General features: G+C 64.7%; 18 protein-coding genes. 14 read left to right on the plus strand and 4 right to left on the minus strand.

Annotated elements, in window-relative coordinates; genetic code table 11:
• The first annotated feature begins 91 nt into the window (after nucleotides 1-91).
• Both B0E46_RS13050 and B0E46_RS13055 read left to right on the plus strand, forming a co-directional pair.
• Entirely contained in the window at nucleotides 92-796 is a 705-nt protein-coding gene (locus tag B0E46_RS13050) for a glutathione S-transferase N-terminal domain-containing protein (protein ID WP_077556229.1), read from the plus strand.
• Between the two features lie 127 nt (nucleotides 797-923).
• Nucleotides 924-1,694, plus strand: coding sequence for a hypothetical protein (locus B0E46_RS13055; protein WP_168171211.1), 771 nt, complete (start codon nucleotides 924-926; stop codon nucleotides 1,692-1,694).
• A gap of 230 nt (nucleotides 1,695-1,924) precedes the next feature.
• Here the strand turns inward: B0E46_RS13055 and B0E46_RS13060 are convergent, their stop codons facing one another.
• Nucleotides 1,925-2,761, minus strand: a complete 837-nt coding sequence (locus B0E46_RS13060; protein ID WP_077556231.1) for a DUF4097 family beta strand repeat-containing protein — start codon at nucleotides 2,759-2,761, stop codon at nucleotides 1,925-1,927.
• Nucleotides 2,762-3,022: 261 nt separating this feature from the next.
• On the opposite strand from B0E46_RS13060, the gene B0E46_RS13065 reads away from it, so the two are divergent.
• Both B0E46_RS13065 and B0E46_RS13070 read left to right on the plus strand, forming a co-directional pair.
• On the plus strand, nucleotides 3,023-3,691 hold the full coding sequence (locus tag B0E46_RS13065; protein WP_077556232.1) for an NAD-dependent epimerase/dehydratase family protein: 669 nt from the start codon (nucleotides 3,023-3,025) through the stop codon (nucleotides 3,689-3,691).
• 76 nt (nucleotides 3,692-3,767) lie between these two features.
• Nucleotides 3,768-4,541, plus strand: coding sequence for a hypothetical protein (locus B0E46_RS13070; RefSeq protein ID WP_139350543.1), 774 nt, complete (start codon nucleotides 3,768-3,770; stop codon nucleotides 4,539-4,541).
• A 30-nt stretch (nucleotides 4,542-4,571) separates the two neighbouring features.
• On the opposite strand, the gene B0E46_RS13075 is transcribed toward B0E46_RS13070, so the two are convergent.
• Complete coding sequence (locus B0E46_RS13075; RefSeq protein ID WP_077556234.1) at nucleotides 4,572-4,805, minus strand: hypothetical protein; 234 nt, start codon at nucleotides 4,803-4,805, stop codon at nucleotides 4,572-4,574.
• Nucleotides 4,806-5,297: 492 nt separating this feature from the next.
• Here B0E46_RS13075 and B0E46_RS13080 point away from each other — a divergent pair, with 492 nt between their 5' ends.
• A complete protein-coding gene (locus tag B0E46_RS13080; protein ID WP_077556235.1) occupies nucleotides 5,298-6,074 on the plus strand; it encodes an iron-containing redox enzyme family protein in 777 nt (258 codons plus the stop codon).
• A gap of 68 nt (nucleotides 6,075-6,142) precedes the next feature.
• Nucleotides 6,143-8,902, plus strand: coding sequence for an EAL domain-containing protein (locus B0E46_RS13085; RefSeq protein ID WP_077556236.1), 2,760 nt, complete (start codon nucleotides 6,143-6,145; stop codon nucleotides 8,900-8,902).
• A 20-nt stretch (nucleotides 8,903-8,922) separates the two neighbouring features.
• Here B0E46_RS13085 and B0E46_RS13090 read toward each other — a convergent pair whose 3' ends face one another.
• Nucleotides 8,923-10,722 (minus strand): aminopeptidase P family protein, encoded by a 1,800-nt coding sequence (locus B0E46_RS13090; protein WP_077556237.1) that lies wholly within the window; start codon nucleotides 10,720-10,722, stop codon nucleotides 8,923-8,925.
• 145 nt (nucleotides 10,723-10,867) lie between these two features.
• Between B0E46_RS13090 and B0E46_RS13095 the strand changes: the two genes are divergently transcribed.
• From B0E46_RS13095 to truD, 7 genes are all read left to right on the plus strand, one after another.
• On the plus strand, nucleotides 10,868-12,538 hold the full coding sequence (locus B0E46_RS13095) for a CTP synthase (protein ID WP_077556238.1): 1,671 nt from the start codon (nucleotides 10,868-10,870) through the stop codon (nucleotides 12,536-12,538).
• Nucleotides 12,535-13,371, plus strand: a complete 837-nt coding sequence (kdsA, locus tag B0E46_RS13100) for a 3-deoxy-8-phosphooctulonate synthase (protein WP_077556239.1) — start codon at nucleotides 12,535-12,537, stop codon at nucleotides 13,369-13,371. The genes B0E46_RS13095 and kdsA overlap by 4 nt, the downstream gene beginning before the upstream one ends.
• 61 nt (nucleotides 13,372-13,432) lie before the next feature.
• Nucleotides 13,433-14,731: a phosphopyruvate hydratase gene (gene eno, locus B0E46_RS13105; RefSeq protein WP_077556240.1), complete on the plus strand. Its 1,299-nt coding sequence runs from the start codon at nucleotides 13,433-13,435 to the stop codon at nucleotides 14,729-14,731.
• Nucleotides 14,732-14,750: 19 nt separating this feature from the next.
• Entirely contained in the window at nucleotides 14,751-15,083 is a 333-nt protein-coding gene (ftsB, locus tag B0E46_RS13110; RefSeq protein ID WP_077556241.1) for a cell division protein FtsB, read from the plus strand.
• A complete protein-coding gene (gene ispD / locus B0E46_RS13115) occupies nucleotides 15,080-15,775 on the plus strand; it encodes a 2-C-methyl-D-erythritol 4-phosphate cytidylyltransferase (RefSeq protein ID WP_077556242.1) in 696 nt (231 codons plus the stop codon). The genes ftsB and ispD overlap by 4 nt, the downstream gene beginning before the upstream one ends.
• A complete protein-coding gene (gene ispF, locus B0E46_RS13120; protein WP_077556308.1) occupies nucleotides 15,775-16,248 on the plus strand; it encodes a 2-C-methyl-D-erythritol 2,4-cyclodiphosphate synthase in 474 nt (157 codons plus the stop codon). The genes ispD and ispF overlap by 1 nt, the downstream gene beginning before the upstream one ends.
• 46 nt (nucleotides 16,249-16,294) lie before the next feature.
• The gene (truD, locus tag B0E46_RS13125) at nucleotides 16,295-17,329 is read left to right on the plus strand and encodes a tRNA pseudouridine(13) synthase TruD (RefSeq protein WP_077556243.1); all 1,035 of its coding nucleotides are present in this window, start codon (nucleotides 16,295-16,297) and stop codon (nucleotides 17,327-17,329) included.
• Nucleotides 17,330-17,406: 77 nt separating this feature from the next.
• On the opposite strand, the gene B0E46_RS13130 is transcribed toward truD, so the two are convergent.
• Complete coding sequence (locus B0E46_RS13130; protein ID WP_077556244.1) at nucleotides 17,407-17,952, minus strand: Smr/MutS family protein; 546 nt, start codon at nucleotides 17,950-17,952, stop codon at nucleotides 17,407-17,409.
• Between the two features lie 142 nt (nucleotides 17,953-18,094).
• Here B0E46_RS13130 and surE point away from each other — a divergent pair, with 142 nt between their 5' ends.
• Nucleotides 18,095-18,892: a 5'/3'-nucleotidase SurE gene (gene surE / locus B0E46_RS13135; protein WP_077556245.1), complete on the plus strand. Its 798-nt coding sequence runs from the start codon at nucleotides 18,095-18,097 to the stop codon at nucleotides 18,890-18,892.
• Nucleotide 18,893 lies beyond the last annotated feature (1 nt).

Here is an 18,893-nt window from a genome sequence, read left to right on the forward strand (position 1 = left end):
CGAGAGGCCCATCTTTCAGCATGGCTTGGAAGGGGTGGTGTTGGACCCCAATGGCCTATCTTGCCTTGGCCCCGAGACGCAGGAATACGACATGTCCCATCTCTCCGATTTTCCCATCGCCGCTCGCTGGCCTGCTCGGTACCCGGACCGGATCCAGCTTTATTCGCTCAACACGCCCAACGGCGTGAAGGTGTCGATCATGCTGGAGGAGGCCGGGCTGCCGTACGAGCCGCATCTCGTCGACATCATGAAGGACGAGAGCCACACGCCCGAGTTCCTGTCGCTGAACCCGAACGGAAAAATTCCCGCGATCATCGACCCGGACGGTCCCGACGGCAGGCCGCTCGGGTTGTTCGAGTCGGGTGCGATCCTGCTGTATCTGGCGGACAAGTCCGGCAAGTTCATTCCGGCTGACCCGGCACGGCGCTGGGAGACGATCCAGTGGCTGTTCTTCCAGATGACGGCGATCGGCCCGATGTTTGGCCAGGTCGGCTTCTTCAACAAATTCGCCGGCAAGGAGATTGCCGACAAGCGCCCGCTTGCTCGCTATGTTGCCGAATCGAAGCGCCTGCTGGGCGTACTCGATGCGCGGCTCGACGGCCGCCGCTGGATCATGGGCGAGGAATACAGCATTGCCGACATCGCCACGCTCGGCTGGGTCAACAACCTCATCACCTTTTATGGGGCACGCGAGCTGGTCGAATACGACAGCTTTGCCCATGTCGTTGCATGGCTCGCTCGTGGGCTGGCGCGACCCGCTGTGAGGCGCGGACTGGAGATCCCCAGGAGAGGCTGATCGACCGGCCGGCCCCGATGACAGGCCATGCAGGGCCGGGTATCCCCCGAGTTACCCGCTGTCGAGCTGGGCGGTGCCGTATACCATGCAGCGATGTCGCAAGCCGGTGCTTGCCTGGGGCCTCCATATGTTCTCGGATTCAACGCATGACATCGACGTGGTCGCGTGGCTGGCCACGTTCGGGATTCTGCTCTGCCTGGTCGCCGCGCGTGAATTCGGCTACTGGATGCATCGGCGAAAAATCCGTGGCGGTTCGCCCGAGGCAGAGGACGGCTTCACCCTGACCAGCGTGCTGGGCTTGCTGGCACTGCTGGTCAGCTTCACCTTCTCGATGAGCCTGAGTCGCTACGACAGCCGGCGCGAGCTGGTTGTTGCCGAGGCGAATGCGATCGGCACCACCGCGCTGCGGGTGCAGTTGCTCGATGCCAATGCGCGCAGCGAGCTGGAGCCGCTCATGCGGGCCTATGTGGCCGAGCGCATCGTCTACGGCAAGGCAAGCACCGAACAGGAACAGGATGCCAGTTACGCACGTGCCTCCCGATTGCAGAACCGGTTCTGGCAGGCCATGAGCCGTGGCATCGAGCCGATCCGCACGACACCCCTGTCAGCGCTGGTCGTTTCGGCAACCAACGACATGTTCGACCTGGCCGCGTCGCGCAAGGCAGCGCGTGCGGCGCATATCCCGACGCGCGTGCTGGTGGTGCTGCTCATCTACAGCGTGTTCGTCGCCTTCCTGGTGGGTTACGAGAAAGGTCATGCGCGCTGGGCCAGCACCATGCTGTTCGTGCTGCTGCTGATCGCGGCCGCGCTTATCCTCGATATCGATCAGCCGGTGCGTGGAGCAGTGCAGGTCTCGCAACAATCGATGCTGGATGCCCAGGCGGCGATGGGGCCTTGACTTCTGGCTTCTGCGTGGTGTTCAAGCCCACCCGAGGCTGACCATCCGTGTCGAAAGGCTGTGTGCGGCGGCGGTCGTTCTGAAGCGCCATGCCGGTTTGCCGCCACCAGCACGGTTTCGCTCATCCAGACAGATCGGTCATGGTTCAACGCGGTGGCATGCCCGATGCGCCGGTGCATTGCCTGATAGGCAGCGGACAGTGCCGGTCGATGGCAATGCCGAGTCGCGATTCAGTCGTCGTCACTCTTCGGTACGCTGACTGTGCCCTTGACGTTCTGATGATGGATGTCGCCGCTGCCGTTGGCGCCTACGCTGAAATTGCCGCCGACGCCATTGGCGTTGACATCGCCGGAGCCGGTGCTGCCGACCCTGGCGTCACGGCCGATATGGCTGAGCGTGACGTCGCCGGAGCCGGTCGCGCCGACGTTGACGCTGCCGCTCACGTTGCTGAAGACAAGATCGCCCGAACCGGAATGATCTGCCTGGACATCGCCGCGGACATCATCGACGTGCACATCGCCCGAGCCGGTTTCGTGCAGGTTGACGCTGCCGACGTGCTGCGCCTTTACATCGGCCGAGCCGAGTTTAAGGGTCAAGGCGCCGGCGATGTGGTCCGCGACCAGGTCGCCCGAGCCGGAATCAAGGTTCAGCGAGGCGAGGTTGCTGGCGTTGACGTCGCCGGAACCGCTGTCGACGTTGATGGCGAGCGATGCCGGCACGCGGACCTGCAGTTTCAGATATGCGTAGCTGGAGCCGAACAGGTTGATGTTCATATGGCTGTTGTCATGCTCTGTGTCGACTGTGGCGCGGTCGCCATCGCGGTTGGCACCGACCTGCAAGTCGCTCAGCCACGACGCGTTGGAGGCACAGGCGGTGCCGCGTACCTCGACCTTGGTCAAGCCGGCGACGCTCTGGATGTCCAGGTCGGTGGAGCCAAGCTTGAGCAGCAGGCTGCTCAGGCCGGCGGCGTCAAGGTCGGCATTGCGCGGCGCGCTGTAGCGGCATTCAGCCGCGCCGGCCGCCAAGGGCAGCGTCGTCAACAGCAGGGCAAGGATGGTTTTTCGCATGGTTTCTACTCCGGGTTGGCAACATCGGTCTGATGCGCGCAAGAGGCTGAGCGTTTATAGGCGATGCGTATCGCGTGCGATATATGACCTTTGGCGGCGCGGTAATCGCGATGCCCGCACAAAGCCGGTTGTTCATGCGATGGCTGCCAGTACGCGGCCACACGATCTGAGAATAAGCGCGTTGCAACCAGAACCGATGCGATTCCTGCCTTGCGGACTATCCTTTCCAGCCATGTATGACCGCTGGCATGAGGTAAAACCATGAATGTCCTGTTGTTCGGTGCTACCGGCATGGTCGGTCAGGGTGCATTGCGCGAGTGCCTGCATGCCGACGACGTGACCCGGATACAGACGGTCGGTCGTACCGCGACGGGCCAGCAACATCCCAAGCTGCACGAACTGGTGCACCAGGACCTGTTTGACTGCAGCGCCATCGAAGCGGAGCTCACGAATTTCGATGCGTGCTTCTTCTGCATTGGCGTGGCCTCGTCCGGCATGGCGGAGGCGCAGTACACGCGACTGACCCACGACCTCACCTTGGCGGTGGCGAAGACGTTGGCACGGCTCAACCCGCAGATGACGTTCGTCTATGTCTCCGGTGCCGGTGCGGACAGCAGTGAGGCGGGCAGGGTGATGTGGGCGCGGGTGCGCGGCCGGCTCGAAAATGCATTGCAGCGGCTGCCGTTCAAGGCGGTATACGTATTCCGGCCAGGCATCATCCAGCCGTTGCACGGCATCCGTTCCAAGACGGACGCCTATCGCTGGTTCTATCTGCTGGCACGGCCGTTGCTGCCAATGCTGCGCATGTTGATGCCGAATACGGTGTTGAGCACGCAGATTGTCGGCCGTGCGATGCTGGCGGTGGCTCGCCGCGCTGCGCCCAGGGCGATACTGGAAGCGGCGGACATCCGTGCATTGGGGCGTGCATGATGGAGCGGCAGCGAGCGGAACCCGATCGTGCCGGTTGCGGTCACGTTTTCACCCACTCATAACTAAGGACGGTTTCATGAAGCATGGCGCTCTGTGGTCGATGGTGGTTCTGGGCTTGCTGGCAGCATCGGCGGCACATGGAGATCCAGTGCCTGATTTGCGCAGCACGCTGACGCGCTTGCGCGCGGACCGGCCGTTGGCAGTCACAGCGTGCGTCAACAGCACGGTGCACGATGGCAGCGATGCGGCAAAGAATACGCAGGCGCAAGTGCAGATCAGTGTGGCCAGCGGCACGGACGGCTTGCAGATGGGCTTTTCGCCGGCCTTGCTGCAGCGCTCGGCGCAGGAGGCGGCCATACACGCGAAGAACAAGGACGCCCCCACGCCGATCGCGGACCTGCTGGGCAAGCTCAGTCCGGTGAACGTGCAGCCGATGCTGGATTTCGCACCGGAGCTGCAGCGCAAACTCGATGGCGCCATTCTCTCCAGCCAGCGCGACGAGATGCATGATGGCAAGCCCGCGCATCTGCTGGTGTTCGATGTGCCATTGCCGCCCTCAGCCAGCAAACAGATGACGATCAAGCAATACACCGGGCAACTGAATGTGTGGCTCGGTACCGACGGTGTGCCGGTCGCGGTGAAGGAGGCAGTGCAGATCAAGGGACGCAAGATGCTGATCGGCATCGAGCTGGGCAGCGCGTCCAGCTACGAGTTGCGCACCGTCGGGACCCGACTGGTGGTGATCTCGCGGCACACCGAGGAATCACATTCCGTATTCGGCAGCGAGGGCGACAGCACGACCGACGCAGTGCTCACGCTGGCAACGGGTTCTTCCAAGCCGTCCAGCTGACGTGCGCGCAGGCTGGACGTCGCAATCCGATCAATTGTTGCCGGTGACCTGCGGCTGCGCGGCACCGGCATCGTGCAACGCCTGCCATCCGAAGCTGCAAGCAGCGTAATCGATGATCCGTTTGACCGGCTTCCGCTGCAGCAGGCGTTTGGCCGCAAGCCGCGTGGTTGCCAGCGCAGCCTCCGGAATCCAGTCTTTGTCCCTCCCACGGTGGTGTAGGTTCGGTCGCGTGCCGCCGGCGATGGAGTCGACCTCCGGCGCCACCGGCTTTCGCCCAGCAGGCCGAGTTGCGGGCCTTACTCCAGCGATCTCAAGCGACTGAATCCAGGAGCGCTCCGGGTCCCTGCTCGACCAGCCATTCGGCTGTTGGAGGCGCCGTGCGGGGCCGACGAGAAGAAGCCCGGCTTTTCGAGACCCGCCCAGGCCTGATCGAGAAGCGCGCCGACGGCTGGAATCCAGTTGGCCGGAATGCGGCACGGTATCCAGACGGCTGCCCGATGAAGCAGGACCCTCGCCCCCATGACCGCAGGACGCGCTAGGCAGCGCTACGCTCGCCTGTCATGGACCCATCGTTGGTTCCGGGATGCCGGCGCTGAGAGCCACGCCGCATCCGGCTCGGGTAATCCGATGCCAGGAACAGGGGTCCAGGATTTCCGGCATCACTTTCCGATGCCGGGGATGGCTGGGCACAGCGGCTCCCGTGCCGGCCGAACAAAGCAGTAACCCATATGACGTCACAACTACGAGGAAAACCAAATGAACACGCATTTCGAACGTACCGGTGCATTGACCGAACTGACCAGCTACCCACAATGGGCACAGGACATGGTGGCCGATTGCGAGAGCACCAAACAAAGCGTGGTGCAGCATGAGATGTGGGACATGATGAGGAAGGCTACCCTCAGCCATGCGTCCACGGCCAACTTCATGGTGGGCATCTGGCCCGTGATCGAGCGGTTTCCGGCCTATATGGCGCTAAGCCTGCTCAAGACCCGTTTCGGCCGTAGTCCCGGCGACAATCTGGCCCGGCGCTGGCTGGTACGCAATATCCGGGTCGAGCAGAACCACGCCGAATACTGGCTCAACTGGGCCGAGGGCGCAGGTGTGTCGCGCGAGCAGGTTCTGCATGGACGGGCACCCCATGGTACCGGGACGCTTGCTGACTGGTGCGAGGAGATTTGTACCGGCGGCAGCCTGGCTGCCAGTATCGCGGCCACCAACTATGCCGTTGAAGGAGCCACCGGAGAGTGGTCGCAGCGCGTCTATGAGAGTAAAACCTATGCCGAAAGCTTTCCGGCGAAGGAAAGGGTGGGCAGTTTGCGCTGGCTACAGTTGCATGCGGCTTATGACGATACCCATCCGTGGGAGGCTCTGGAGATAGTCTGTACGTTGATGGGCACGACGCCGGCTGCCGATGAGGTGACGCATGTCGGCGACTGTATCAAGCGGAGCTATACCAGCATGCGCATCAGCATGGATCGCTGCCTTGAGGTGCGCCGTTATCTGGAGGCAGTGAGCGAGGCTGCTGCCTGATAGATGCGGTCGTGGCAAGGTTGCAGGTGTGTATTCACAACGTATTGGCCATGATAGAAAGAGGTACGATGCGTAACGCACAAACCACCTTGCAACGACCGCTGTCACGACGCTTGATGCCGCTGGTGTACGCGTTGGTGGCGATGGTGGGGCTGATCCTGGCGTTGACCTGGGGAGCCCTGCAGGTTCAGATCACTCTCGCCGGGTTCTTGAACGGCGAGAGTCTCTGGTCCAAGGCCCAGAAGCAGTCGGTGATCGATCTCGATGCTTATGCGGTCAGCGGCAACGCTGCGGATATCGACAGTTTCCGGCGCAACTATGCCGTGCTTGATTCCGATCGCTGGGCACGCGATGCCATCGCGTCGGGCAGCTTCGACCATGAAAAGGTGATGCAGGCATTCGAGCGTGGCAGCGTGATCCCCGCGGCCATACCCGGGATGATTTTCATACTTGAGCATTTTCCCTCCGCACCGCACATCAACGAGGCGCTGCGGGCGTGGTACTCGACGGACGACGCGATTGCCGAGCTTGCGGGCATCGCACGCCAATTGCAGGCGGCCCATGCAGGTGGCGGACTGTCCGGCGCCGAACTGACTCGCCAGCGCGAGCGCATTTATACGCTCAACAATTATATCGGGCCGCGCACCAACATCTTCTCGCTGGAGATTGCGCTTGGCGCATCCTGGGTCAGTGAAATCCTGTTCGGCAGCGTATTGGCTGCGGCATGCATCGCTATGCTGCTGTGGTTGAGGATGGCACGCCGGATCCTGGCAAGCGTACGCGGTACCGAGGAGCGCTACCGGCTGCTGTTCGACAGCGCAGCCGATGCGATCGTGATGGTCGATGAAACGAGCGGGCGAATACTCGACGTCAACCGTACGGCATCGATATGGACCGGGCGTCACGCCAATGAGCTGATCGGCGACAGGTTTGTCCATTTGTTCGTGCAATCGATCTCGGGGCAGCAGGCCGGTCGTGCCGCCACCAACACGCTGCTGGGGCTGGGCGGCATCAAGCGCCCGGTCGAGACGCAGACCAGCCTCGCCACGTGGGGCAACCTGCCGGTGCGGCAGGCGATCATCCGCGACATTTCCGAGCGCGTGGCGATCGAGCAGGAGCGCCGGGTCGCCGCCGAGGCGCTGGCCAGCATTGTCGAGGGCGTTATCATTGCGGATGCGGATCGCCGCGTGATCTCGACCAATGCGGCGCACACGGACATCACCGGTTTCACCAGCGTGGCCTTGCAGGGCAAACGGTTCGATGAGAGCCGCCGTCTGCCCGATGGCAAGCCCCTGCCGAAGTCGATCTGGGAGGATATCGCCGCGGGTCGCAACTGGCTGGGCGAAGTGCAGAGCACGCGCAATGACGGCAGCAGCTATCCCGAACACCTCAGCATCAGCGCGATCCGCGACACGGACAATCAGGTGCTGTACTTCGTCGCGGTGTTCACCAACATCCACGAAGCGAAGCTGCATCAGCACCGGCTGGAACACCTGGCGCGGCACGATCCGCTGACCGGGCTGGTCAACCGGGCGGAGTTCGAGCGCCGTTGCAGCGAGTCGATAGCTCTGGCTGAGCGCGAGCGGTTGGCGGTTGTCGTGCTGTTCATCGATCTGGACGCATTCAAGATCGTCAACGACAGCTACAGCCATGCGATCGGCGACCGCCTGCTGGTCAAGGTCGCCGATCGCATAAGCCGGCAGTTGTCCGAGAGCGATGTGGTCGGGCGCATCGGCGGCGACGAGTTCACCGTGCTGATCAACCGGCTCAGCCTGCGCGAGGATGCGCGCCCGATCGTCAACCGGCTGCTGGCGACGTTGTCCGAGCCGCTGATCGTCGACGATTACGAGGTCGTCCTCAGTGCCAGCATCGGCGTGGCCGGTTATCCCCTGGACGGCACCGATTCGGCAACCCTGATCGCCAACGCCGATGCCGCGATGTATACCGCGAAGACCGAAGAGCGCAACACGTTCCGTTTCTATACGCCGATGATGCATGCCGATACCCGCCGCCGCCTGCAGCTGGCCAGCGAGTTGCGGCTGGCGCTGTCACGCAACGAGTTCCATCTGCTCTACCAGCCCAGCATCGAGCTGCGCACCGGGCGCATCGTGGCGGTGGAGGCGCTGTTGCGCTGGCAGCATCCGGAACGTGGCGAGGTGCTGCCCGGCGAATTCATCCCGGTGGCGGAAAGCCTGGGCATGATCCGTCGCATCGACGAATGGGTGATGCAGGCCGTATGCGCGCAGATCCAGGTCTGGGACCTGGCCGGCATGCCGCCGATCCGCGTGGCGGTGAACATTTCCGCACGCTGGTTCGGCCACCCGGCCTTCGTCGACGGCGTCAGCCGCACCCTGCAGTCGCGACAGCTGTCGCCGAAGCGTCTGCTGCTGGAGATCACCGAGAGCGCGATGTTGCGGCTGGGCGACGATACCGAGCGCACCATGCGTACCCTGCATGGGTTGGGTATCGAAGTGGCGGTCGACGATTTTGGTACCGGCTATTCCTCGATGGCCTACCTCAAGCTGCCGGCGGTGGCCTATCTGAAAATCGATCGTTCCTTTGTCACCGGCCTGCCCGGCAACGCCAACGATGCGGCGATTGCCGAGGCGATGCTGGCGATGTCCAGGAGCCTTGGCCTGGGCACGATTGCGGAGGGCATCGAAACCGAGGCGCAGCATGATTTCCTGCTGCGTGCCGGTTGTGCCGAAGGGCAGGGCTACCTGTATTCGTACCCGCTGAAGGCGGACGAGATCCTGCACCTGCTATGTCCGAATCAACCGCAGTTTCCGGTCAGCAAGCTCCGGCTGGTGCCGCCCAAGCGCAGTTGATCGCTGTCGCGGATGGGCGCCTAGAGCGGTGCGCAATGCCGGTTCAGCCATTCCAGGTCGGCGTCGTCCAGTAGCGGGCTGAGCGCGGCGCGCACATTGGCGTGGTAATCGTCGAGCCACGCGCGCTCTTCCGGATTGAGCAGGCCCGCTTCGAGGGCGCGGCGGTCGAACGGGCACATGGTCAGCGTCTCGAAGGCGTTGAACTCGCCGAACTCGGTGCGATCGGCCTCGATCACCACCGCCAGATTCTCATGACGGATGCCGTGTCGGCCCGGCTTGTACAACCCTGGCTCGATCGAGCTGATCATGCCCGGCTCCAGCGCCACCAACGCCCCGCCAGCGACCGGCGGGCGGATGCCATGCGGGCCTTCGTGCACATTCAGGAAATAGCCTACGCCATGGCCGGTGCCGTGGCCGTAATCCATGCCGCTGGCCCATATCGGCGCACGTGCCAGCGCATCCAGTTGCGGGCCGCTGGCACCTTTCGGGAAGCGCGCGCGCGACAGCGCGATCATGCCTTTCATCACCAGCGTCGCGTCGCGTCGTTGTTCCGGCGTGGTCTCGCCGAGCGCCAATACGCGGGTAATGTCGGTGGTGCCGCCGAGATACTGGCCGCCCGAATCGATCAGCAGCAGTCCCTCGGCCTGCAGCGTGCTGTGCGATTCCGGCGTGGCGCGGTAATGCGGGAGCGCGCCGTTGGCCTGGTAGCCGGCGATGGTGGCAAAGCTCTCGCCGATCCAGCCGGGCTGGGCCGAGCGCTCTTCGTGCAGCAGGGTGTCGACATCCAGTTCGGTCACGGTCATGCCGGCGGCCAGTCGTTGTTCCAGCCGGCGGAAGCCGCGTACCAGGGCTGCCCCGTCGCGGCGCATCACGTCGCGGATATGCTCGAGTTCGGCGGCGCTCTTGACGGCCTTGAACGCGGTGCTCGGGTTGGCAGCCTCGATCCGGCTGACGGTCGGCGCGATCGCCGCGGCGATCGCGCCGACCACCCGGCCACTGTCCAGCAGCAGGCTGTCCGGCGTCCCCAGCTCGTTCAAGGCCGAGCTGATCGACGCATAGTCGGCGATCCCGATGCCATCGGCGGCCAGCGCGGCGACCAGGGTATCGCTGAGTTTGGCGCGATGGACGAACAGCGTGGCACGGCCGCCCGGCTGCACCAGCAGGTGGGCGAGGAATACCGGATTGCACTCCACGTCGCTGCCGCGCAGGTTGGTCAGCCAGGCGATGTCATCGAGGCTGGACAGCAGGTGATGGGTGGCGCCGAGCTTGCGCATCGCATTGCGCAGGCGCGCGAATTTGTCGCCGCGCGGGATGCAGGCGTGGTCCAGCTCATGTTCGAACACCGGCGCCTGCGGCAGCGCGGGACGGTCGGTCCAGATCGCGCCAGGCAGATCCAGGTCGGTGCGCACGGTGGCGCCGGTCGTGGCCAGCCGGCGCTCGATCTGCCGCTGGGTGGTCAGCGCCACGCTGTCGCCGGCTACCGCGAGCACCTCGTCGTCGCGCAGGTGCTGCTGCAACCATTCCAGATGCTCGGCGGCGTGCGGCACGCGCAGCTTCATCAGGCTGATGCCGCTACCGGCCAGCTGCTGTTCGGCCTGCGCGAAGTAGCGCGAATCGGTCCACAGCCCGGCGTGATCGGCGGTGACGATCAGGGTGCCGGCCGAGCCGGTGAAACCGGACAGCCACGCCCGTGCCTGCCAGTGCCCAGGCAGGTATTCGGACAGGTGCGGATCGGCGCTGGGAACGAGGACGGCGGCGACGCCATGCTGTTGCATGGCCGCGCGCAGGGCGGCGAGACGGGCAGGAATGGGGGAGTTCATCCGGTCATGCTAGCAGGCGGCCAAGCGCTGTTTCACCCGTCGTGGCGGTCGTGGAGATGAACCAAAACGATGAAATATCCATTGCCATCTCGCAGCGGGACGCTTCTGCGGCTAAAATGCCTAATTTCCAGCACGGCTACTTTCCATGACCCCCCTGATTTTCGTCACCGGCGGTGTGGTGTCCTCGCTTGGCAAGGGCATTGCTGCGGCGTCGCTCGCTTCCATTCTCGAAGCGCGCGGACTCTCGGTCACCATGATGAAGCTCGATCCCTACATCAATGTGGATCCGGGCACGATGAGCCCCTTCCAGCACGGCGAGGTCTATGTGACCGACGACGGTGCAGAGACCGACCTCGACCTCGGTCACTACGAGCGTTTCGTGCACACCCGCTTGACCGGCAAGAACTCGATCACCACCGGCAAGATCTACGACGCCGTGATCCGCAAGGAGCGTCGGGGCGATTACCTGGGCGCCACCGTGCAGGTGATCCCGCATATCACCGACGAGATCAAGCACTGCATCCACGAGGCCACCCGCGGTTTCGACGTGGCGCTGGTGGAGATCGGCGGCACGGTCGGCGACATCGAATCGCTGCCGTTCCTGGAGGCGATCCGCCAGCTGCGCATCGAGCATGGCCCGGAGAAGGTGGTGTTCATGCACCTCACCCTGGTGCCGTATATCAAGGCCGCCGGCGAGATCAAGACCAAGCCGACCCAGCATTCGGTGAAGGAGCTGCGCTCGATCGGTATCCAGCCGGACATCCTGCTGTGCCGCTGCGAGCAGCCGTTGCCCGAGGGCGAGCGCCGCAAGATCGCGTTGTTCACCAACGTGCCCGAGAACGCGGTGATCAGCGCCGCCGACGTGGACATCATCTACAAGCAGCCGCTGTGGCTGCACCAGCAGGGGCTGGACGACATCGTGGTGAAGAAGCTCGGCCTCGATGCGAAGCCGGCGGACCTGTCCGCCTGGCAGCGCACGGTCGATGCGGTAGAGCATCCGAAGGACGAGATCACCGTCGCCATCGTCGGCAAGTACGTCGAACACAAGGATGCCTACAAGTCGCTGGGCGAAGCGCTGCGCCATGGCGGCATCAAGCAGCAGACGCGGGTGACCCTGGACTGGATCGACTCCGAGCAGGTCGAGGCCGAGGGCGCTGCCAAGGTGCTCGGCAAGGCCGACGCGATCCTGGTGCCGGGCGGTTTCGGCAAGCGCGGTTTCGAAGGCAAGATCCTCGCCGCGAAATATGCGCGCGAACATGGCGTGCCGTACTTCGGCATCTGTTACGGCATGCACGCCGCGGTGATCGATTTCGCCCGCCACGTGGCGGGTCTGACCGAGGCCGATTCCAGCGAAAACGACCGCAACACGCCCGACCCGGTGATCGCGCTGATCACCGAGTGGACCACCGCCAGCGGCGACATCGAGCAGCGCAGCGATCGTTCCGACCTGGGCGGCACCATGCGCCTGGGTTCGCAGGAATGCCGCCTGAAGGCCGGTACGCTGGCGCGCGAGCTTTACGGGCAGGACGTGGTGCGCGAGCGCCATCGGCATCGCTACGAATTCAACAATCGCTATCGCCAGCCGTTCGAAGACAAGGGGCTGGTGATCTCGGGCAAGTCGATGGACGACCTGCTGGTGGAGATGGTCGAGCTGCCGCCCCAGCGGCACCCGTGGTTCCTGGCCTGCCAGGCGCATCCGGAATTCACCTCGACCCCGCGCGACGGCCATCCGCTGTTCATCGGTTTCGTCCGTGCGGCGCGTGAGTTCAAGGCGGTGCGTGACGGTGAGCGGCTGGCGCAGGAGTCGATCGCATGAAGCTGTGTGGTTTCGAGATCGGGTTGAACCGGCCGCTGTTCCTGATCGCCGGGCCGTGCGTGGTCGAGTCGGAACAGCTGCAGATCGACACCGCCGGTACGCTGAAGGAAATCACCAGTCGGCTCGGCGTGAACTTCATCTTCAAGTCCAGCTTCGACAAGGCGAACCGCTCTTCCGGCGACAGTTTCCGCGGACCGGGGATGGAAGCGGGCCTGCGCATCCTGGCCGAAGTGAAGCGCCAGGTCGGCGTGCCGCTGCTCACCGACGTGCACGAATACACCCCGATGGAGGAGGTCGCCTCGGTGGTCGACGTGCTGCAGACGCCGGCGTTCCTGTGTCGGCAGACCGACTTCATCCAGAAGGTCGCGCGTGCCGGCAAGCCGGTGAACATCAAGAAGGGCCAGTTCCTGGCGCCGTGGGACATGAAGCATGTCGTGGCCAAGGCCAAGGCGGTCGGCAACGACGAGATCATGGTGTGCGAACGCGGCGCCAGCTTCGGCTACAACAACCTCGTCTCGGACATGCGCTCGCTCAGCGTGATGCGCGACACGAACTGCCCGGTGGTGTTCGACGCCACCCATTCGGTGCAGCTGCCGGGCGGCCAGGGGGCCACTTCGGGCGGTCAGCGCGAATTCGTACCGGTGCTGGCGCGCGCCGCGATCGCGGTCGGCGTGGCCGGCCTGTTCGCCGAGACGCACCCTGATCCCAGCAAGGCGCTCAGCGATGGCCCGAACGCATGGCCGCTGGGCAAGATGGAAGCGCTGCTGGAAACCTTGATGGAACTCGATGCCGTGACCAAGCGGCACGGTTTCCTGGAGCAGACCGTTTCCTGAGCTGCCGGGCGCAGCGATGCGCTCCTTCACTATCATCACCACGAACGCAAACGGACACCGCATGAGCACTCTGATCACCCGCATCCACGCCCGTGAAATCCTCGATTCGCGCGGCAATCCCACGTTGGAAGCCGAAATCACCCTCGCCGGTGGCGGCTTCGGTCGTGCGGCCGTGCCGAGCGGTGCTTCCACCGGTTCGCGCGAAGCGGTCGAACTGCGGGACGGCGACAAGTCGCGCTATGGCGGCAAGGGCGTGAAGAACGCGGTCGCGAACGTCAACGGCGTAATTGCCGATGCGCTGAAGGGTTTCGACGCGGCCGATCAGAAAGGCCTGGACGCGAAGCTGATTGCGCTGGACGGTACGCCGAACAAGAGCAAGCTGGGCGCGAACGCGCTGCTTGGCGTGTCGCTGGCGGCGGCACATGCGGTGGCCGCGTCGCGCGACGAACCGCTGTGGAACTACCTGTCGAACGGCAAGCCCGGTGCATTGCCGGTGCCGATGATGAACATCATCAACGGTGGCGAGCATGCCGACAACAATATCGACGTGCAGGAGTTCATGGTGTTGCCCGTGGGCATGCCAAGCTTTGGCGAGGCGCTGCGCGCCGGTGCCGAGATCTTCCATGCCTTGAAAAGCGTGCTCAAAGGGCGCGGCCTGAGCACCTCGGTGGGCGATGAAGGTGGCTTTGCACCCAACCTGCGCTCCAACATCGAGGCGCTGGACACCATCCTCGAAGCGATCCACAAGACCGGTTACAAGATCGGCGGCGAGATCCTGCTCGGCCTCGACGCGGCCAGCTCGGAGTTCTACAAGAACGGCAAGTACGACCTGGCCGGCGAAGGCAAGCAGTACAGCTCGGCTGAATTCGTCGACCTGCTGGCCGGCTGGGCGAAGCAGTACCCGATCGTCAGCATCGAGGACGGCATGGCCGAAGGCGACTGGGACGGGTGGAAGCTGCTGACCGATACCATTGGCGATCGTATTCAGATCGTCGGCGACGACCTGTTCGTGACCAATCCGGTGATCTTCCGCGAAGGCATCGAGAAGAAGATCGCCAATTCGATCCTGATCAAGGTGAACCAGATCGGCACGCTGTCCGAGACGCTGGAAGCCATCGCGATGGCGGACGCCGCGAAGTATTCCGCGGTGATCTCGCATCGCTCCGGCGAGACCGAGGACACCACGATCGCCGATATCGCGGTGGCCACGACGGCGACCCAGATCAAGACCGGTTCGCTGTGCCGCAGCGACCGTGTGGCCAAGTACAACCAGCTGCTGCGCATCGAGGAGCAGCTGGGCGCTGGCGCGCGTTATGCCGGCCGCAACGCGTTCCCGAACCTGACCCGCCTGCCGGGCTGAGCGGAATAGTCGACGGCCCATGTTGCGCTGGATCGCCCTGGTTCTGATCCTGATCCTGATCGGACTGCAGCTGAAGCTGTGGTCCGGCAACGGCAGCATGCACGAGGTAGACAGCCTGCGCATGGCGGTGAAAAAGCAGACCGACGACAACGCCAGGCTGCTGCAGAGAAATCAGGCTGTCGGCGCGGATGTGCTCGATCTCAAGCACGGCGATCAGGCGGTCGAGGCGCGTGCGCGCACCGAACTGGGGCTGATCAAGCCAGGCGAGACGTTCTATCAGGTGGTCGAGCAGCCGGCCAATGCCGCCAGCGCGGCGACACCGCAGGCCACCTCGTCTGCCGGCTCGCCATGAGCATGCCACTGGTGTGGTGCGTGGTGCCGGCGGCCGGGCGCGGCACCCGGGTCGGCGGCGATTGCCCCAAGCAATACCTGCCGCTAGGCGGACGTCCGTTGATCGAACATACGTTGCAGCGGCTTGCTGCGCATCCGCAGATTGCCGGCCTGCTGGTGACGCTGGCAGCTGCAGACGGGCATTGGCCGGGTATCACCTCGCTCAGCGGCAAGCCCGTGCTGACCGCGACCGGCGGTGTTGAGCGCAGCAACTCCGTGCTGGCGGGACTGGATGCGTTGCCGGATGCCGTGGGCGCGGACGATTTCGTGCTGGTCCACGATGCAGCACGGCCCTGCGTGCGGCTGGCCGATATCGGCAAGTTGATCGAGCTGGCCAGCGCGGCGGGAGGCGGCCTGTTGGGGGCGCCGGTGCGCGACACGCTGAAGCGCGCGGATGCTGCCGGTCGCAGCGGCTTGACCGAGCCGCGCGAGCAGCGCTGGCGCGCCTTCACCCCCCAGATGTTCCGGCGCGGCCCGTTGTCCATGGCGCTGCGCGATGCGGCGCGGCGCGGGGTGAATCCCAGCGACGAGGCGATGGCGATGGAGCAGGCTGGTTTCGCACCCTTGCTGGTCGAAGGCGCCGAGGACAATATCAAGGTGACCACGGCGGCGGATTTCGCGCTGGCCGAGTTCCTGCTCGCGAGGACAGCATGATGCGCATAGGCCAGGGTTTCGACGTGCACGCGTTCGGTGACGGTGACCATGTCACGCTCGGTGGCGTGCGTGTGCCGCATCATCGCGGGGTGGTTGCGCATTCGGACGGTGACGTGGTCATCCACGCGCTGTGCGACGCCATTTTCGGTGCGCTGGCGCTGGGCGATATCGGCACGCATTTTCCGCCCAGCGAGGAACGCTGGCGCCACGCCGACAGCCGCCAGTTCCTGCGCCATGCAGCGATGCTGATGGCGCAACACGGTTACGCGCTGGGCAATGCCGACGTCACGGTGATCTGTGAGGCGCCCAAGGTCGGCCCGCACGCGCCGGCGATGCGTGCAAACCTCGCCGACGACCTGGACAGCGAGGTAGGCCGCGTCAGCATCAAGGCCACCACCACCGAAAAGCTCGGCTTCACCGGCCGTGGTGAAGGTATCGCGGCACAGGTCTGCGTACTGCTCGAGCGGCGCTGAGCGCAATCCGTTTCCATTTGAGTGCCGGCGCGACCGGCGGAGTGTCATGTCCGAATCCGAACTTGCCCTGGCCCCGTTGCCGTGGGCCCATGGTGCGCCGCCCTTGCAGGCGCAATTGCGCAGCACGCCGGAGGACTTCGTGGTCGAGGAAATCCTCGGCTACGACGCCGATGGCGCTGGCGAGCATGCCTTGCTGTGGGTGGAGAAGCGCGGTGCGAACACCGACTGGGTGGCGCGCGAGCTGGCAAAGTTTGCCGGCGTATCGCCGGTCGCGGTCGGTTATGCCGGGTTGAAGGATCGCCATGCGGTCACCCGGCAGGCGTTCTCGGTGCAACTCGCCGGCAAGCCCGATCCCGACTGGTCGGCATTCCCGCATGCTGACGTGAAGGTGCTGGCAGCGACACGACACTCTCGCAAGCTCAAGCGCGGCGCATTGCGCGGCAACCGCTTCACGCTGGTGCTGCGTGCGGCGCAGGGAGATCGCGAGGCAGCCGAACGAGTGCTGGCGCTGATCGCCACACGCGGCGTGCCGAATTACTTCGGCGAGCAGCGTTTCGGCCGCGAGGGCGGCAACGTGGCACAGGCGCGGGCGATGTTCGCGGGACGCCGGGTCGATCGCGAAAAGCGCTCGTTCCTGCTGTCGGCCGCACGCTCGCACATCTTCAACAGCGTGCTCGCGGCAAGGGTCGAGCGCGGTGCATGGGATCAGCCGCTGGAGGGCGAAATCTGGTCGCTGGCCGGTTCGCGCTCCTGGTTCGGTCCGGAACCGCTTAGTCACGTGCTGGCTGAGCGGCTGGCACGGGCGGACATCCATCCGTCCGGTCCGTTGTGGGGGCAGGGCGAGCCGCCGACGCAGGGTGACGCGGGCGCACTGGAGCGCGAGATCGGTGCAGCCAACAGTGACCTCGCCGAAGGCGTGGCCGCGGCGCGCATGGATCAGGAACGACGCCCCCTGCGGTTGCTGCCGAAGGATCTGACCTGGCGCTGGCTGGCAGACGATGCGCTGGAACTGGCGTTCGAGCTGCCGGCCGGGGCCTATGCCACGGTGGTGGTGCGCGAGCTGGCTTGCGAGCAGAAGTGAATAGTAGAGAAGTTGAGTGTGAGCACGGAGCGCCGGGGCTTTTACTCACTTCCCACTCCTCTTTCTTCGCATATGACCTAACCTTTCAACAGCACCACCACGGCACCGGTGCCACCTTGCGCAGGTCGTGCCGAGGCAAACGCGATCACATCGTCGCGTCGGCGCAGCATGCGGTCGGTGAGGCTTTTCAGCACCGGCCCGGCAGCTTTCGAGCGCAGGCCCTTGCCGTGCACGATGCGCACGCAACGCAGTCCGCCATGCTTCGCCTCGGCCAGGAAGGTGACGATGCTGGCCTGTGCGGCGGCGGCATTCATCTGGTGCAGGTCGATATCGTCCTGCACGCTGAACTGCCCACGCTTGAGCTGGCGCAATAGCTTCGGCGGGTAACCGTCGCGCAGGTAGCTCAACTCCTCGCCGACTTCGAGCATGGCCGGGTCGAATGCCATCTGCAGCAGTTCGCCCGGCACCGCCGCCTCGTCGGCTTCCAGCATGTGCGGGTGGGGCGCCGGTTTTGGCGCGGCTGGCGGCGGCTCGACCTGGTCGAGCTGGCGCACGTCGCCGATCGCCTCGCGAAACAGGCGGCTGTCGTGATCGTCGACCGGGGAGGGTGCACGGCGCTTCATGCGGCCATGGTAATGCGTGACGCTGATCGCAGCGGGTGTAGTGCATGTAAATCTGCCTGTTCGCTACGGTAGACTTCGGTGATGGAGTGCGCGCCGGGGAATTGCCGGCGACGCATCCGCAGACAGTCTCAGACGGATCATCATGCGAGTTTTGGTAAGTAACGACGATGGCGTGGATGCACCGGGTATCCGCGTGCTGGCCGAGCGCCTCGGTGCAGTCGGCCAGGTGACCGTGGTGGCGCCTGATCGCGACCGTTCCGGCGCCAGCAATTCACTCACCCTCGATGCACCGCTGCGCGTGCTGCCGATGGGCAATGGCTATTACCGCGTGGCCGGCACGCCGACCGACTGCGTGCACCTGGCGCTGGCCGGATTGCTGGAGCAGGAGCCCGAGATCGTGGTGTCGGGCATCAACAACTCGGCGAATCTCGGCGACGACGTGATCTATTCGGGCACGGTGTCGGCGGCGATGGAAGGACGTTTTCTCGGCCTGCCGGCGATTGCGGTGTCGCTGGTCAGCCAGGATCACAAGGGCGTGCACTACGACTCGGCTGCCAGTGCCGTGCTGCTGCTGATGCAGCGCCTGCTGGTCGATCCGCTGCCGGCGGATACGATACTCAACGTCAACGTGCCGGATCGACCATGGGCGGAGATCGAGGGCTTTGAGGTGACGCGGCTGGGACGGCGCCATCGCGCCGCGCCTTGCATCAAGCAGACCGATCCGCGCGGGCGGCCGATCTGGTGGATCGGTCCGCCTGGCGAGGTGGACGACGCCGGCCCCGGCACGGATTTCGATGCCGTGCGACGAGGGTTTGTTTCGGTGACGCCGATCCACGTCGACCTGACCCGGTTCCAGGCACTGGAGAAAGTCAGCAGCTGGATGCAGGCACTCAGCGACGACATGGCGACCGGCCAGACCACCCACGATGAGGCCGCCTGAG

This window comes from Rhodanobacter sp. B04 (genome assembly GCF_002001125.1).
GTDB lineage: Bacteria > Pseudomonadota > Gammaproteobacteria > Xanthomonadales > Rhodanobacteraceae > Rhodanobacter.

Bases quoted from the DNA above. Each gene is read 5' to 3' on its own strand.
- B0E46_RS13050 (WP_077556229.1), top strand. From the start codon at position 92: ATGTCCCATCTCTCCGATTTTCCCATCGCCGCTCGCTGGCCTGCTCGG.
- B0E46_RS13055 (WP_168171211.1), top strand. From the start codon at position 924: ATGTTCTCGGATTCAACGCATGACATCGACGTGGTCGCGTGGCTGGCC.
- B0E46_RS13060 (WP_077556231.1), bottom strand. From the start codon at position 2,761: ATGCGAAAAACCATCCTTGCCCTGCTGTTGACGACGCTGCCCTTGGCG.
- B0E46_RS13065 (WP_077556232.1), top strand. From the start codon at position 3,023: ATGAATGTCCTGTTGTTCGGTGCTACCGGCATGGTCGGTCAGGGTGCA.
- B0E46_RS13070 (WP_139350543.1), top strand. From the start codon at position 3,768: ATGAAGCATGGCGCTCTGTGGTCGATGGTGGTTCTGGGCTTGCTGGCA.
- B0E46_RS13080 (WP_077556235.1), top strand. From the start codon at position 5,298: ATGAACACGCATTTCGAACGTACCGGTGCATTGACCGAACTGACCAGC.
- B0E46_RS13085 (WP_077556236.1), top strand. From the start codon at position 6,143: ATGCGTAACGCACAAACCACCTTGCAACGACCGCTGTCACGACGCTTG.
- B0E46_RS13090 (WP_077556237.1), bottom strand. From the start codon at position 10,722: ATGAACTCCCCCATTCCTGCCCGTCTCGCCGCCCTGCGCGCGGCCATG.
- B0E46_RS13095 (WP_077556238.1), top strand. From the start codon at position 10,868: ATGACCCCCCTGATTTTCGTCACCGGCGGTGTGGTGTCCTCGCTTGGC.
- kdsA (WP_077556239.1), top strand. From the start codon at position 12,535: ATGAAGCTGTGTGGTTTCGAGATCGGGTTGAACCGGCCGCTGTTCCTG.
- eno (WP_077556240.1), top strand. From the start codon at position 13,433: ATGAGCACTCTGATCACCCGCATCCACGCCCGTGAAATCCTCGATTCG.
- ftsB (WP_077556241.1), top strand. From the start codon at position 14,751: ATGTTGCGCTGGATCGCCCTGGTTCTGATCCTGATCCTGATCGGACTG.
- ispD (WP_077556242.1), top strand. From the start codon at position 15,080: ATGAGCATGCCACTGGTGTGGTGCGTGGTGCCGGCGGCCGGGCGCGGC.
- ispF (WP_077556308.1), top strand. From the start codon at position 15,775: ATGCGCATAGGCCAGGGTTTCGACGTGCACGCGTTCGGTGACGGTGAC.
- truD (WP_077556243.1), top strand. From the start codon at position 16,295: ATGTCCGAATCCGAACTTGCCCTGGCCCCGTTGCCGTGGGCCCATGGT.
- B0E46_RS13130 (WP_077556244.1), bottom strand. From the start codon at position 17,952: ATGAAGCGCCGTGCACCCTCCCCGGTCGACGATCACGACAGCCGCCTG.
- surE (WP_077556245.1), top strand. From the start codon at position 18,095: ATGCGAGTTTTGGTAAGTAACGACGATGGCGTGGATGCACCGGGTATC.